This window comes from Sphingobacterium sp. JB170, from assembly GCF_900163865.1.
In the GTDB taxonomy this organism is placed as follows: Bacteria; Bacteroidota; Bacteroidia; order Sphingobacteriales; family Sphingobacteriaceae; genus Sphingobacterium.
Map to the genome: position 1 here is coordinate 214,271 of NZ_FUKU01000057.1, position 16,781 is coordinate 231,051.

Genomic DNA, 16,781 nt, shown 5'->3' on the forward strand with positions numbered 1-16,781 from the left:
TATCTTGTTTGCGAAAAGACATTTACTTATTGGTCATTACGTTATAGGTAGGATCTTCAATAATATTCACATCAATAACCGTTTCAGCATTTTTTAACAGCCGCCTACAGTCTTCACTTAAATGCCGTAATTGCAATTTCTTCCCTGCTTTATTATACTTTTCTGTTATTTTATTTAAAGCTTCTACTGCAGACATGTCGACAACCTTACTTTCTTTAAAGTCTACGATCACTTCATCTGGGTCATTTACCACATTAAATTTTTCTAAGAATGTTGTCGTAGAACCAAAAAAAAGTGGACCAAAGATTTCATAATGCTTTACTCCATTTTCATCGATGTATTTTCGTGCTCGTATCCTTTTGGCACTTTCCCAAGCAAATACCAAAGCCGAGATCACCACACCAATCAATACTGCCAACGCTAAATTGTGTAATAGCACGGTAACGACTGCTACCAGCATACCTATGAAAATATCGTGTCGGGGCATTTTATTAATTATTCGGAAGCTTACCCATTCAAATGTGCCGATAGCGACCATCATCATGACACCTACCAAAGCGGCCATTGGAATCTGCTCGATTACCGAACCAGCAACTAAGATTATAAATAATATCGCTACTGATGCGACAATTGCGGACAGTCTCGCTCTCCCTCCAGCTCCGATGTTCACTAGCGTCTGAGCAACCATTGCGCATCCACCCATCCCACCAAAGAAACCATTGGCAATATTAGCGATACCCTGCGCGGCAGCCTCGCGGTTAGATTGTCCTTTTGTGTTGGTTATTTCATCAACCATATTCAGCGTTAAAAGACTTTCAATTAGTCCAACACCTGCCATTACCAAGGCATATGGGAAAATAATTTTCAATGTTTCCAGACTAAAAGGAATAACTGGGATATGAAACGAAGGTAACGAACCTCCTACAGAGGCTATATCGATTACTTTTTTAGTATCGATGTTGAAAAAATAGACAATACCGAAGACAACCATTATCGCCACTAAAGATGCAGGAACCGCCTTTGTGAATTTTGGCAATAAAAATACGATTGCTATGGTTAACAAGGTTAATCCAGCCATAACATAAAGCGCTGAACCCTGCATCCAACTTGCAACTCCATTTTCCATAACTTTAAATTGAGCCACTTGAGCCATGAAAATAATGACGGCAAGACCGTTTAAAAAACCATACATTACTGGTTGTGGAATCAAACGGACAAATTTACCGAGCTTAAAGATCCCTACCGAAAATTGCAGAAAACCTGCTAATATAACGGCAGCAAAAAGATATTCCACGCCGTGTGATGCAGCCAATGCAATAAGCACAACAACCGTCGCGCCAGCACCCCCAGAAACCATTCCTGGTCTTCCACCAAGAACTGCAGTCACGATGCCCATTAAAAATGCGGCATAAAGACCCGTTAACGGGGAAAGCCCGGCCAAAATAGCAAAAGATAAAGACTCTGGTATCATGGTCATGGCAACAGCAAGACCAGCAAGAATTTCGTTTTTATAATTAATTTTCTGCTTGAAATCAAACAAATTGATCATTTTCTGCATAAAAGATTATATTTAAATATATGAAGTATGAATAAAATTGAGTGGTCTACGAAAGTAAAAACTTCGGGTCACAACAAAGGCGCCAAAACAAATTTGAATTGGAAAATGCAACAGTCTAGCCTAAAAATTAAGGCGGAGTAACTTGGGATGATATTTGTGCTGTTCTTTTCATAAAGTAGCCCAAAAGTACACTTTTTGATTTTTATATAAAAAATATTAGGATAAGAAAATCAAAAAAAGACTGAGGGAATTGTGGAGCAAAGGATTTCCACATAGGAGTTGTATCAAAGGTAATGGAATTGTCAATAATCTATTACTGTCCAATCCCATTACTTCATACTGAGCGACATTTCAGCTCTTATTTCGTCCAACGGACTTACTAAATTTGTTGGCTCTTGAAGTTTCTTGAACAACTCGATAGTGAGTATAAAACATTGTTGATAAGCATCAAGCTTCGCTTTTCTAAGTTTGCCGTACTTTGTGGTATTTATTATACCCATATGCAGGCAGGTGAGACAAATTTTATTCGTCCAGATGCGTTAATAAATGTACTATTGTTTTTCAGACATTTTATATTTTTGAAGGCACAGAATTAAAAAAAACACCTTACCCAAGAGCATTCTCGGTAAGGTGTTTTCAATTTCACTAAAAAATTAACTGGATCGACCTATTATTGGCGGACTCAATCCGTACGGCATTGATATAGAGAAATCCAGTACTATTTGTGTCCTTCCAAAAAAAAGATCTTACAAGCAGGGCAAACACATAATTTTAATTTATAGTTCAACGAACTGATGGCGGTAATTAGCGCGCTCCTGTTATTCAGCACCAGAGGCTGGAAATAATTGGCTTTTTTTATTAAGCGCAAAAGCAACATAAATTGTTTTATACAGTCAACAAAAATCACCTTTTTGCTGTATACAGAAAGCAAATAGGTGCCCTAGAAAAAGTATACGCCGGCGAGGACGGATCGAAATATGTTTTGCAGATGTCATTCGAGTAAGGTTTAGCTTTTATGTATGCACACTAATTGCAATCTATCAAGGACATAAAAGTGTTGCTAGCTAGAGGTTTCAAGGCCCGATTTAAGTCGACGCGGATCCTCTTGCAAACCTATCTATTTTATATTTTATTTTCGGCTTCCTCGCAATCATTAACTACACATCAGCAGCTATAGCCATATCCCTAGATGAGGTGCGCCCTAAAATTGGTTTATTTAAACGTCAATCGCTTCTGGTAGCATTCGGCTAATCATTCCTATTATCACTCTGTTCGTCGATACCCTCTTCAATAAGCTCGTTCACTTCCTTCATCTCACCGCGCTCAAGCTCATCCACTTCTTCTTCTTGCCTCTTGTCGTGTTCATTGATATGGAAGCTACAGCCCATAGGAAAATGATCAGATCCTACCGAGGGGTAGATCACCAGGTTGTCGATAAAAATATCGGGACTATGGAATACCAAATCTAATGGCACTCTGAAAAACCAGTATTTAGCATGAAAAGTGGCTAATATTCCACGCCCAATCCGCGCGTCAATCAACTCACTGGTCTTCTTAAAAAGTATCGAGGATCGGGCCCAAGCGACATTATTGAAATCCCCGGTCACTAAGACCGGCAACTCATAATCTTTAACCTTTTTAGCGATGCACATTAGATCGCCATCACGCTCCTTCGAGGTCTCCTCTTCGGTAGGACTAGGTGGCGGGGGGTGCACGCCAAAGAATACAAATCGGAAACCATCCTCGGTTTCCAGTTCTGCTTCAATGCTCGGCAAATCATCGGCTACAAAAAAGTGGGTTTGTACTTTTTTTACTTTAAGCTTGCTGTAAAAGTGCATGCCATAGGTATTATCCAGGGTTACTTTTTGCTGGTATGGATATTCTTTTTCAAGTACCCGCAGCGCGGCTTCCCACTTGCTATCGCTTTCCATTGTTAGAACGATATCTGGCTTCTGCTCCTTTACTAAATCTAAAAATCTATCGTACTCTTTGTTGAATTGATAAATATTACACGATAAAATCTTCACTAGCGCGGAGTTCGCCGCGCGAGTACTTCTTTTTCGTGCTTTCCAAAACTTGGTATAACGAATAAAAATATAGCCGTGGTAAATCAGCAGGGCGATCTGCACTGCGTCAATTATCCACAATGTCACAGCATCTTGGATGAACAAAAACGATCCCACAAGCGCGAGTACCTGCAAGATTAAAATCTGCAGCTTGGCAAACTCTGGTACCCTGAAAACCCAGTGCTGATTTTGCACAAAAGGAAGGAGACTTAGTGCGATTAAGATGCACGAAAAGACAATTATAACTATTTCCATGAGCGGCCAAATTAAGAAATTTTGGCGAAAGAAACTTAAATCCGAAGTAAGCTAAAAGTTACAAAAACGCTCAGCTCCTCCCGTCTCTGCTCGCTCAGTTGCTTACAGTCTAATTCCAAAAGGAAAAATGGATTAATTTTCTGGCGGCAAGGCAACTCCTTAACATAAATATACCGAGTAAGGCGGTATGTTTACGACAATCCTGATCAGCAAGTTAACAGCGTGAGATTCTTTGCAATCAGTCGATTTATTACTGCCCTACCATCTCTTATCAGAAAGGATGTTCGATCAATATAGGATTGTGAACCATGATACCGCTCACTAATCAACGGAATAAATTACCTCTTAAAAACGTGCATGAATGAGGATATACTTTTGATGAATGTTTGTTTATATTTACGGTCTATAGCCTTTAGAAATCGCCTCGAAACACGAACAATTATGACACTAAGGCCTTTTTTTTTATGCATCATCCTGCTAATTGGGATAGAACAGAATCAAGCGCAGCCCTTTTCGTTCAAGCGTATCAACGTAAAGGATGGACTCTCGCAAAGCAGTGTCCTTGATATTGCTAAAGACAAACAAGGTTTCATGTGGTTTGCCACCCGCTACGGACTGAATCGTTACGATGGCGTGCGGTTTAAAGTATACGAAAATCAGCCGAGCGATACGACCTCTTTATGCAACAACTACATCAACCAGCTTTATTATGATGCTAACGACCGGCTTTGGATCGGATCGCAAGGGGGACTCGATGTATATGAACAAGATAGGGACAGCTTTAAGCATTTCTATTTTTACCAGAAAGGCAAAAAGGTTCACGGCATATCGGTGCTGAAAATTCGTCAAGATAACGGCGGTAATATTTGGACCGGCACCAACCGCGGGTTGTTTTTTCTTGCCAAGGGATCTAATAGATGTGTAAAACTCCCATCGACTCCCGGCGAGCTCTATACAGACCTGATTCATGAACTTTATATCGATAGCCGTAATAACCTGTGGGCTACCTCTAACCGAGGAATTACTAAGCTGAAATTTCAAAACGATACCCTTATCTCCCTAAGTGTTCCGCCGGTTTTTCTTTCTGTTAAAGGACCTATTAAGAGTATTGTTGAAGATCAAGAGCAAAACCTATGGCTGGGATCCGCTACGCATGGACTCTACCGCATAGATTTCCGAGAGAACCAAATACGCCATTTTACAAGCCCGGTAAAGCAGCGGTTACTGCACCCATCGATACGCGAGCTGATGCTCGACGGTGATCATCGTCTTTTTATTGCTACCCAGGACGGAGTGAGCATACTGGACTTGAAAACTTTTAACTTTACAAGTAGCCATAACAACCCCGAGGACCCGACCAGCCTTAGTCAAAACTCCGTTTATGCGCTCTATCAAGATGACCAGCGCTCGTTGTGGGTAGGCACCTATTTTGGTGGCGTGAACTTAGCTTATGGAGTTGACACAAAGTTTAAACAGCTTCATGTGAACTCCGCACATAAGATCCCGCATAACGTCATCCGCCCGATAGCCGAAGATCAGCAGCAAAACTTATGGTTTGGCACCGAGGGTGGTGGCGTATTTTCGACCGACAGGGAACTTAACAACGTTAGGGGATATTACAATGATGAGCTCGGTGTGCTACAGTCTCGCGCGAATTTTGTTAAATCCATATTCGTCGACTGCGCGGACAGCGTATGGGTGGGTGCTAGTGGAGGGGGAGTCTATCACTTAGACCCCAAAACAGGGAAATACACCCTAGCGAGCATCCCCGGCGATATGGATATTCTGCGCGGGGCGGACATCCTGAGCATGTACCAAGATCGCGCCGGTCGTTACTGGTTCTTTGGTGAGGGCTTCAACAAGATCCTCAGCCGGCAGGGGTTTACGTTTAAAGATGTCACACCAAAAAACATCGAAAAGGCTTTTGCTCGTCAAAAGACGATTAGCATTCAAGAGTCTAGCGACAAAAAGCTCTGGATATTAACGGCCACGAGCTTATTTCAATACGATCCCGCCTCGGGCAAACTAACGCGAATGCTAGCCCGCCGCGAGCCGCCCGTTCATGCTTACAACTGCCTGCTCGAAGATCACCGCGGCCGCTTGTGGATCGGCGTCGATTACGAGGGGTTAATGCTTATTGATGTGCAGGCGGACGCGGTCCTTCGGCGCTACACAGATAAAGACGGCCTAGCGAGCAATAATGTCGTCGGTCTACTTGAAGACGCCCAGGGCAGCTTATGGATCACAACCACGCGCGGATTATCACGCCTGACCAGCGACAGAAAGCGAATACAAAACTACACTAGCCAGGACGGTATTGCTTATGATGAGTTCAATTACAACTCCACCTTTCTCTCGAGCGAGGGAAAGGTGCTACTGGGTAGCCTGGGCGGGCTCACCTGGTTTTCTCCGGCCAGCGTGCAGGTCAACGATAAGCGGCCCCAAGTTATCTTTACGGGCCTGCGCTTATTCGGCGGTCAGCCGGCTAGCCCGACAAATCATTCAAAAATTTTAAGCACAAACATCACCCAGCGGCCGCACCTTACTTTCGCGAACTCGCAACGGGTATTCACCATCCAATTTGCTTTAGACAATTATATCAAGCCCGCTCAAAACCGATTTATGTACCGCCTGGAAGGAAAAAATGCATCGTGGAGCACGCTCGATGAAGCCGAGGTGAGTTTTTCGAACCTCGCATCCGGATCATATGTCCTTGCCGTTAAAGGAGCCAATAGCGACGGGATATGGTCCCAGGAAAACAAAATCAGCTTTACGGTTGATCCGCCCTTATACCTCTGCTGGTGGGCCCTTTTAATTTACGCCTTTATTTTATGCTCGCTGGTCTTCTTTGTCCTTCGTTATTTCTTCTTGCGGGAAATCTTTGTCAAAGAGGAACAGCTACACCAAACCAAGCTGAATTTCTTCAGCATGATATCGCACGAAATACGCTCTCACCTCTCGCTGATCATCATCCCTATCGACAATGCGCTCGAAAAAGTAGAAGACAGCTACATACGCACGCAACTGGATAATGCCTCGAAAAATAGCAAGCGCCTACTTCGGTTATCCTCGGAGCTCATCGACTTTCGCAAGGCGGAGACAGTCGTTCGCCCCCTGTGTTTGAGCGAAATGGACATCACTCCTTTTATTACCAATATTATGGACTGCTTTCAACAAGTCTACGGGGCACAAGGAATCAACTTGCGCTATAGTTCCGATTTTACGACTTGCATGGCGGAATTTGATCCCTTGCAGCTCGAAAAAGTACTCTTCAACTTGCTTAGCAATGCGATGAAACACCGTAAAGACGGTACGGAAATCGAAATTCAAAGTACGGTCGACAACGGGCATCTTATGCTCCATGTTAGTAATCAAGGAATAGAAATCCCGAGTGGATATTTGGAAAAAATATTCGATCATTTCTTTCAAGTGAATCCTTCGGACAGCTCGATGGGCTTTGGCCTGGGGCTAGCGCTTAGCAAACAGATCATGGTTATGCACGCTGGGGATACCTACGCAAAAAGTGCTTCTGGACGCACCACCTTTACGATCGTGCTTCCATTAAAACAGCGTGAGTCAGTACCCGTTTCTGCTAGTAAACTGCGCTGCGCAGCAGATGCGAGCCTCGTGCCGCCCGTCCAACGTGCTGCCGATCGGATTGCTAAAAACATAAACCCCGATAAAAGTCCCGTTATTCTCATCATTGAAGACAACGCTGATTTACGCGCTATGATTCAGGATTTACTATCTTCTTATTACGCAACGCTCATGGCATGCAACGGCGCGCAAGGGTTAGATATCGCTAAAGAACATCTCCCCGATCTTATTATTACGGACGTGATGATGCCCTTTAAAAATGGAATTGAGGTCTGCAGCGAACTAAAAACGGACGTTGCCACAAGCCATATCCCCATCATCTTGCTAACGGCGCGCAGCGAAGAAGGCGACGTGCTCGAGGGTCTTGCGCATCACGCTGATTGTTACTTAACCAAGCCTTTTAGCAAACAGGTTTTATTGTTGCAGATACGAAACCTGTTGCGTGCGAGCCGGCTGCAGCAGCAAAAATACAGGCAGCAGTATATTTTAGAGCCGACCGGAAAAGTGATCGACAATACGGACGAGCGGTTCTTGTGTCAGCTGGTGGCGGTCATCGAAAAGGGTATCGAATCCTCCCAGTATGGTGTTGACTTTCTAGCCAGCGAAGTAGGCATGAGCAGCTCGGTGCTCTACAAAAAGGTAAAATCGCTCACCGGAATGACGGTCAACGATTTCTCAAAAAGTATCCGACTGAAAAAGGCGGCGCAAATGCTAACGCACGCCAACAACACGGTGAGCCATGTCGCTAGTTACGTCGGTTTTATGGATAGCAAATACTTCAGCCGCGAATTCAAAAAACAATTCGGCAGCAGCCCCAGTCGGTATGCGCCAGCGAACTCGGATTTATAAACCATAGGGCCGCTCCCACTCGCCAACAACGAGGAGCGGCCCTAGAACAAACAACTAGTTGAGCGTTTTCAACCTACTGAGCGCCTCAAGGTAGTAGTAGTCTGCATAGATCAGTGGAACGTCCACCTCCGAATCGTGCGGAAGGCTTCCGGTGGAATGCATCAAGATAAAGCCGCCATTCTCCCCCAGCGGAGCGGTGTAAGCGGGGCTGGATAACGTTTTTAGCGAGGCTTTGGCAAAGTTCAAAAATATTTCACTCTCGTTGGCCGAACAGAAGCCCGAGAGCTCTATGAGCGCCGAGGCAGTTATTGCTGCGGCCGACGCATCGCGTGGCTGCTCGGTGAGTCCGCGTCCGCTAAAATCGACATCCGAGGCATAGCCTTGCTGTCCTACATTAAAGTCCCACCATGGTATTTTATCCTCCGGCAAGTTTTTTTGATTAACATAATATTCAGCAGCCTTTTTAGCAGTCTGCAAGTATTTAGGGTCTTTTGTTTCCCGGTACATCATCGTAAAGCCGTAGATTGCCCATGCCTGCCCACGAGCCCAGGTGGAATTGTCGGCATAACCCTGGTTTGTTTGCTGGTGGATAGCGGTGCCTGTTGAGTCGTAATCCACGACGTGGTAGGTGCTATAATCCGCTCGAAAGTGGTTCTCCATCGTTTTATTGGCGTGACTGATCGCGACCTCTCTGTATTTAGGGTCCCCCGAGATATCCGAAGCGTAACATAACATCTCCAGGTTCATCATATTGTCGATGATCACCGGATACTGCCAGACAGTGGTGCCGTCCCACGCTTTTTTGCGGTTCCACGATTTTATAAGCCCAACTTTGCTATCGTAGCGTTTTAAGGCCGTGTTCGCCGAGTGAAGGATTATCGCTTTGTACGCCTGGATCTTGGCCGGGTCGTCCAGGTATTTGATGGCATTGCCGTAGGAACAGTACATCACAAAGCCGATATCGTGGTGCTGATCGAGATCCTTGGCGGCCTCGAGTTTTTCGGTCCATTTTATTGCTTCCGATTTGGTCTGCTCGTTGCGCGTTTGATTGTAGATAAACCATAGTGATCCAGGGAAGAACCCACCTGTCCAGTCCCATTCATTGGTGCCGGTGAGCTGCCCTTGCGCGTCAATCGTTCGAGGAAACTTTTGTAGGGAGTCTGCCTGTTCGCTCAGGTGACGGTATTGCTGCTGCGCCGCCGCAAAGGTGTCCTGCAACGCGGGCTGATCGCTCCTGCTACAGCCCTGCATTAAACAGCCTAGGGATAGCAGCAGGAGCCAATTTTTTATCATTTCTTTCATACTGATCATTGTATTTGGTCGTCGTTATTTGATATGAAACGCGTAGGTTCCTTTGTCTTTTACGTTTTTTGCTGTTAGCGACACGCGGTAAAGCGCTGCACCCCAGACGCTACTCAGGCGGTTATCATCTTGGGGGATCTCTTGCACGGAAGCCTCAAATTCTTTGGCATCAAAGTGAAGATTGTACGTCCCTCCATTGAGCGCGATCACGCCCCCGTGTATGTCTGGCTTGCTGGCTAACAAAAAATGAATAACATTGGCCGAGCGCGCGCCGCTAATTTCAAACTCATCTGTAATCGATAGCTCATTTTCCTGAAGGGTATAGCTGCGCTTCCAGCTTTTCACACCTGCCTGCTTCGGGTAGGCTCCGGAGATATCCAGGGAGAAGGTATTTTTATTTTTGTCGAATTCAACCGCTGCCGACTTGTACTGCCGGCCGTATGCCTGGTCCAGGCCATTAATCTGCGGAAGATTATGGTAGCCACTTTGCATGGTCCATATATCGTAGCGCTCGCTGCTGAAAGTTTTCTTGTTGTAGGTTCCTACACCCGCATCCACAAAAACAGGCTTTTGATCCTTGAAATAAATAAACGTACCGATATCGTTGTGGTTATGGCTCTCGTTATTGTAACCTCCTTTGGCCGCAAAAAAAGCATCACCGGATTTTAGATATAGAAACTCGGTCTGCTCGTACCATTTAAAGGCGCCCGGCGGTAGAGCGGCCTGCACGTCAACGATCTGCGGGGCGCTCACTAAATCTTCGAGCCCGCGAAACACATCGCGGCTGATTTTTAACGTTGGGTCTTTCGCCCCCAGAAGGTACTTACCAAACTGCATCATCTGCTCGCTGGCGACGGCTTTACCGTAGCGGTAGATCAGCAGCGGGTTGCCCCCACCCTTGGCCGAGGCGTCTGCGAAGTTCACTACCCAGTGGTCGCCACCGATGTAGGATTCGCCGATATACTCCCCCATGTGGCGCACCATGGGGTTATCAAATATCGATATTTCCCCTCCTGTAGCCAGCGCGAGTACCTTGAGGTAATCGTACAGCTTACCTGCGGCATGCCCCCAGTAGGACGGACCTTCTTCACAGGCCCCATCTTGCTTAACGTAGTTTAGGAATTTATCCACCGAGCGCATGCTCTTATAGACACCCTGCAACTTACGCTCGGGGTCCTCTTCGATCAAAAGGAAGGTGGTGAGCACATTAAAGTTACACCAAGGGTTCCAGTTGTTGACCAGCTGATTTTCATTAAGCTTGAAGCCCAGCCACCACATGTCATCACGCTGAAGGTAAGGCTCGATAATACGCGATCGTAGGTTCGCTTTTAATCGGCGGCTGATCTCGGGGTTCACTTGATCCATCGCCGGACGGAAATAATAATATATCCAGGACAACATGGATCCCAAATCGCCGGCCATCAGGTCGATCACCTGGGTATCGCCTTGGGGCAGAGTGCGCTTGGAAGACTGAAAAGCCGGCACATGCGCCGATAGCGACCAGGTGCTCATCTCGGTGAAGTACCATACGCCGTTTATTATCTGATCAAGGTAACGCCCTTTGCCTTCTGCAAGCTCCGCAAAAAATAGGGCGCTCAAGGCGTTGGCGTTGGCATTAATTGGCTTTTCCATTATCGTGCGCGAGCCGTTACGCTCATAGGCTAGATAATCGGTTGCTTTGACCACCTGCCACTGGTAGTCGAGGTTCTTCTGCCCCGTTTGGAGCACCTGCTCGAGCACGGGGGCAAAAAGCTTATCCCACTCCCGGCGATCGGTATAGCTGGGAAAGGGCACCCACTGCTCTGCAGGCAGCAACCCAGCAGCTAGCTGCTGTGCCGTAAAGTGTCCAGACAGAAGGTCGCGCTGCTGCTGGCCGAGCGCCGCAGCGCTAAAAAATAAGCATATGATGCTTAGAAATAAGGCTATATTATTCTTCATGCTTACCATCCTGCATTTTGTGTTAGTTCGGGATTCATTTCACGCTCTTGCCCTGGCACGGGCCACAATTTGTGGCGCTCTTGGTAGCCACGCGTAACTAGGTTATCGCCCACTACACCTTGCTCGATAAAACCGGTGGACACCTCGCTCAGCATCCCCCAGCGTTTTAAGTCGAAATAGCGCTGCCCTTCGGCCGCCAGCTCGACGGCCCGCTCGTGGCGAATACGTTGCTGCATCTGCACTTTATCACTTACGGCCAGAAATGCCGGACCGCTGTTAAGTCCAGGCATGGTCGAACGCTGGCGCACTTTGTTGAGTTCAAGGATTGCGTTGCTCAGCTGGCCACTTTCATTATAAGCTTCCGAGAGCATCAAAAGCACATCTGCTAAACGGATAAGCGGGAAGTTGATCGGCGTGTGTTCCCTATTCGTTAGCGCGCCATTCATGTCCCCTTCGGGCACAAATTTACGCCACAGATACGTTAGCCAGCCCCTGTTATTACGAATCTGCCCGAAGTTCTCGTTCACCCCGGTTGCTAACACCAGCTGCATAGAGCGCTCTTTATTGGCGTTCCAGCCGATGTAGTGCGAATAAGGGACGATGAGCGTTTGGTTCATCCGCGGATCGCGGCCCTGGTATATCTCTCTTATCTTTGCCGTATCGGGCACCTGGGTCAAGGTTCCCGCATTCTGGGTAGCCATCAAGGCCTGTTTCTTCACAGCGTTATCGGTGTTGAAATTCGCGTAGTGCGTCTCCCAGTCAAAGGGCGACCCATCGAGGTTCTCATAGCTATCCGCCAGGCGGGTGCTGGGCATGACGCTGTTCCAACAGCTGCCGAAGGTCGAGCGCGTACCCATATAAAATGCCATCGGCATACCGTTAGGGAAGCCTGTGCCGCCCATATTTTGTATGGCGAATATCATCTCGGCCTGCTGATCCCCCTCCATGGTAAACAAAGAGGCATAGTCATCCGACAGGCTGTAGCCGTAGTCTTCTGTTTTATTGTAAACGATCTCCTGAAAATCGGCTATCGCGTCTGTCCATTTTTGCTCAAACAGGTTCACTTTCCCGCGTAGGGCGTAGGCAGCACCTTTTGTTACCCTTCCATAGTGACTCGCTTGATGCACCACGGGCAAACTTTGGACAGCGAAGTCCAGGTCGGCGTGTATAAAGGCGTATATCTCTTCCTGCGGGGCACGCGGTTTTTTCAAAGTGGCGAAATCCGTGTTGAGGTCAACAGATTCGTCGTACAGCGGCACCTGCCCGAAAAGGTTCGTAAGGCGGAAATACATCAGCGCGCGCAGGAAACGCAGCTCGCCTAAAAACGTATTTTTCACCGGCTCCTCGAGCTCCATTTGCTGTATCTGGCCTATAGCGTGGTTCGCACGCTGAATAAGGTCGTACCCCGACTGCCAGCGGCTAACTACGAGTGAGGTTCTGTCGGTGAACGTTCCAGCGATAATCTCGCCCAATCCCGCCCCGTCGTAGCCCACACCGATATCGGTAAGCGCATCGTAATTGAACTGCATACCAAAGGTATTATCATTCTGCAGGTCACTATATACGCCCAGCACGCCGGCGAGCGCTTGATCTTCATTTTGCCAGAAAGTAGAAGCACTCACCTGGCTATAGGGCACCGTGTCGAGCTTATAGCAGGACGATAGCCCAAGTAAGCTAGCTAAACATAGAAGTGTTATTATCTTTTTCATCATTCTTTTCTTTAGATCGATCATTTAAAAAGTAAGGCTCAGGCCAAACACGGCCTGTTTCATCGTCGGGTAATTGGTGCCGCTCACCTCGGGGTCAAACCCTTCATAGCTGGTGAGTGTCCAGAAGTTTTCCAGCGAGCCGAATATACGCAGGTTCTGCACGGCGATGCGCTCGGTAATAGCATTCGGGATGGTGTATCCCAGCTGCACGTTCTTCACGCGCAGGAATGCTTTATTTTGTAGCCAAAAGTCGCTGTTGCGTGTATTTATAGTGTTGGTGTAGGGCAGCAGACGCGGAAAACGGGCGTCAGTTTTACCATCTACCCAGCGGCCGTCGGCAAGCTCCTGGTTGATCTGGTACCCCCAGCGCACGGTCGGCGTATAGTAGCCGTCGCGATAGAACACCTTATTCCCTGCATTCCCTTGCAACAGTGCGGAGAAGTCGAAGCCCTTGTAGTCGAAGCCTAGGCTAAACCCATAGGTGATCCGTGGGGCCGTCCCATGGCCGATCGCCACGCGGTCCTCATCGTTCACCAGGCCATCTTGATTGGCATCCTTGTAGAGAAGGTCTCCTTTGGTTGGTGTGCCGTACGATGCAAAAGGATTGAGCTTCTGGCCACTCTGGGGATCCAGCGGCGCGTTGTCGATCATCTGCTGAACGATCGCCAGGTCGGCATCGGTTTGTATAATCCGATCGGCCAGCAGCAGGTACTGCGTGTTGATGGCGTAGCCCTCTTGCAGTAAGTTCGTCCCGGATATGGACTGCTCATCCCCTTTGAATTTAGTAACCTTGTTATCAATAAAAGTAAAGTTCCCAGTCACATTGAAACTAAAGTCTTCGCCGATTTTATCGCGGTACGCCAGACTAAACTCTACCCCATTGTTGCGCACGGTTGCGGCATTTGTCCTTGGTATCGAGGCATTCCCAACGACTAAAGGGGCGGGGAGATTGATTAATATATTCTTGGTGTTTTTGTTGAACACATCGATTGTACCACTAAGCTTATAATCCAGTAGATCAAAATCGAGCCCTAAATTAAGGATATTGGTACTCTCCCACGTTAAAAGGCTGTTGCTAAGCACCGTTTGTGCAAAACCGACGAATAGTTCGTTATTCAGCACGTAGTTACTCGCATTGTATAATGTTTGGTACTCGTAGTTGTTGATACCGCTGTTGTAACGGTATGCGCCATCTACGGTACCGTTGTTGCCGAGCGACCCGTAGGATGCTCGGAACTTCAGGGTAGGCATCCAGCTGGCGGAATAGAAGTCCTCCTGGGATATTTTCCATCCAAAGGACGCAGAAGGGAATGTCCCCCAGCGGCTCTTTCCGGCCATGAAGCGCGATGAACCGTCAGTACGCAGGTTCGCCTCGAGCAGGTACTTGTCGTCCCAGGCCAAGTTAATGCGCCCAAAGAAAGAACGCATGGCCCAGTCGGTCCTGTTCCCGGAGGCGGCGGCATCCATCGTTGCGGCATTGAGCACGCTGAGCGAGGGATCAATCAGATCGAGCTTGGAGGCCGCAAACCAGCTGTCATCCATATACTCCTGACTCGCACCGACCATTACCTCATACTTCAAGCGGTCTTGCGCGGCCGTTCCTTTGTAGCGGGCGATACCGTCCATGTAGTAGCGGTAGGTACGCACCGACTCGTTTGTTACCGAGGTGCGCCCGGTGCCGGCCGAGGCGATGCTTTCGGTGAGAAAATTCCAGCGGTCCAAAAACACGGGCTGGGAATAGATAAAGTCATCGTTGTAGGTATAACTATAGGATCCCTCGAAGCTCAGCCCTTTCATGGGGCTTACCTTCGCAAAAAAGCGCGATACGAGCTGGTTTTTGTTGATGTTGCCCTTGCGGATGTTGAGCCTATGCAGCACGTTGTTCGCCTGGGGATCGTCCTCGGGATTGTTGGCCGAGCCATAGCGCCCGTCGGGCGAGCGCAGCACCATACCGGGCGTACTTGCCGCGGCATAGGTGAACACGTCGCCAATCAGGTTCGTGCCGATGTCGGTCTTGGATACCAGGCCACTAATGTTTGTACCCACGGTAAGCCAAGGCTTAAGATCGGCCTCCAGGTTCACGCGCGCCGTGTGGCGCTTATAGTTCGCTTTTTCGATTACACCCGGATTATCAAGCAGGCCGTAGGAACCAAAAAACTTTATCTTCTCCGACCCTCCGGTAAAAGAGACATTATGGTTCTGGCTGAGCTGCCTTTCAAAGACGTCGTCCACCCAGTCTGAATTGGGATATTTAAGGGGATCGCCTCCTTGGTTTTCTCGCCAGAGGTCAATATTCTCTTGCGAGAAAATGGGTGTAGCATTCGGATCACCGTTGTAATACCCTTCGTTCACCAGCTCCATGTAGTCTGCATAGTTAGACACCATGCTAAAAACGTTCGAGGGCTGCTGGGTGGAGAAGTAGTTGCTGTAACTGAGTTTAAAGTCATCTGCGGTTCCGCGCTTTGTTGTTATTAGAATAACCCCATTTGCTGCGCGTGAGCCATAGATGGAGGCAGACGCGGCGTCTTTTAACACCGATATGCTCTGAACATCTTGGGGGTTAATCAGGTTCATATCCCCCACTACGCCGTCGATCACCACCAGGGGATTGGCGTTGTTTAGCGTCCCCTGCCCGCGCACACGCAGCGTACCGCCATCGCCGCCTGGCTTTCCGGATCCTTGATTAACATATAGGCCGGGCGCCTGTCCCGATAGTCCCGCCGATAAGGAAGTCACCGGCCGGCTTTCCACAACCTCGGACATGGTGATCGAGGTCACCGATCCGGTGAGGTTTTCTTTCTTTTGCGAGCCAAAGCCCACTACGACTACTTCGTCGATGCCAGTAGTGGAAGACCTCAGGGTGATGCTCACCGATGCGGCACCTGTTACGGTTACCTCGCTGCTGGCGTAGCCTACGCGCGAGGCGGTTAAGGTCACCGGTAGCTGGGCGGCGTTGATAGTAAAGCCTCCGCCAGAATCAGTGGAGGTGCTGCTGGTCGTCCCTTTTATCGTGATCGTAACGCCTTCTAGAGGAGCACCCGTCGCATCAACAACATGACCAGTTATGGCTGTTTGCGCGAGGGAACTTACGCCGGTGGCTGGGGGCAGCATATCGCCGCTAGCCAGGGAGCAATTTGGAATTCCGAGTACCGCCGCTATGATCAGCGGACAGCAGAGTGCCGCACGGATGTGGGATCCGATTGAAGCGGGATGAATGTAGGTTCTTGTTCTCATTATGTTAGTTTATAATTGTATTATTCTATTAGCACGAGTCGACCGCCATTTTCGGGCTGGCACTGACAGAACCGCTCAGCAAAAGCTTGTAAATCAGATATCTTTTCGCTGGAATGGCATACCTGCCCCGAGCACGAAAAGGTCGCCGTAGCGATAAATTATTATATCCCGAGTGAATTCGGTCTTATACTTGGTTATTTTTTGTGGAGCTAAATGTGAGCTTATCCCCACGGCTGTATTACAAACCTCGGGAATAACGCCGGACAGCCAGGG

7 protein-coding genes are annotated in these 16,781 nt (G+C 47.9%); 1 reads left to right on the forward strand and 6 read right to left on the reverse strand.

The genetic code is table 11. The annotated features are described in order from the left end of the window. Positions 1–22: 22 nt before the first annotated feature. Together FM107_RS15180 and FM107_RS15185 are read right to left on the reverse strand one after the other, a co-directional pair. Positions 23–1,558, reverse strand: coding sequence for a SulP family inorganic anion transporter (locus FM107_RS15180; RefSeq protein ID WP_086949326.1), 1,536 nt, complete (start codon positions 1,556–1,558; stop codon positions 23–25). A gap of 1,247 nt (positions 1,559–2,805) precedes the next feature. Continuing rightward, complete coding sequence (locus FM107_RS15185; protein WP_086949327.1) at positions 2,806–3,879, reverse strand: endonuclease/exonuclease/phosphatase family protein; 1,074 nt, start codon at positions 3,877–3,879, stop codon at positions 2,806–2,808. A gap of 441 nt (positions 3,880–4,320) precedes the next feature. Between FM107_RS15185 and FM107_RS15190 the strand changes: the two genes are divergently transcribed. Further along, entirely contained in the window at positions 4,321–8,325 is a 4,005-nt protein-coding gene (locus tag FM107_RS15190) for a hybrid sensor histidine kinase/response regulator transcription factor (protein WP_179204513.1), read from the forward strand. A 54-nt stretch (positions 8,326–8,379) separates the two neighbouring features. Here the strand turns inward: FM107_RS15190 and FM107_RS15195 are convergent, their stop codons facing one another. The 4 genes from FM107_RS15195 to FM107_RS15210 are packed head-to-tail and all read right to left on the reverse strand — an operon-like array spanning position 8,380 to position 16,508. Further along, positions 8,380–9,627: a glycoside hydrolase family 88 protein gene (locus tag FM107_RS15195; RefSeq protein ID WP_256959569.1), complete on the reverse strand. Its 1,248-nt coding sequence runs from the start codon at positions 9,625–9,627 to the stop codon at positions 8,380–8,382. Positions 9,628–9,651: 24 nt separating this feature from the next. Further along, positions 9,652–11,574, reverse strand: coding sequence for a heparinase II/III-family protein (locus FM107_RS15200; RefSeq protein ID WP_218779014.1), 1,923 nt, complete (start codon positions 11,572–11,574; stop codon positions 9,652–9,654). Next, positions 11,568–13,274, reverse strand: coding sequence for a RagB/SusD family nutrient uptake outer membrane protein (locus tag FM107_RS15205; RefSeq protein WP_086949409.1), 1,707 nt, complete (start codon positions 13,272–13,274; stop codon positions 11,568–11,570). Before FM107_RS15205 ends, FM107_RS15200 begins: the two co-directional genes overlap by 7 nt. Positions 13,275–13,298: 24 nt before the next feature. Beyond that, the gene (locus FM107_RS15210; protein ID WP_086949329.1) at positions 13,299–16,508 is read right to left on the reverse strand and encodes a TonB-dependent receptor; all 3,210 of its coding nucleotides are present in this window, start codon (positions 16,506–16,508) and stop codon (positions 13,299–13,301) included. Between the last annotated feature and the right edge of the window lie 273 nt (positions 16,509–16,781).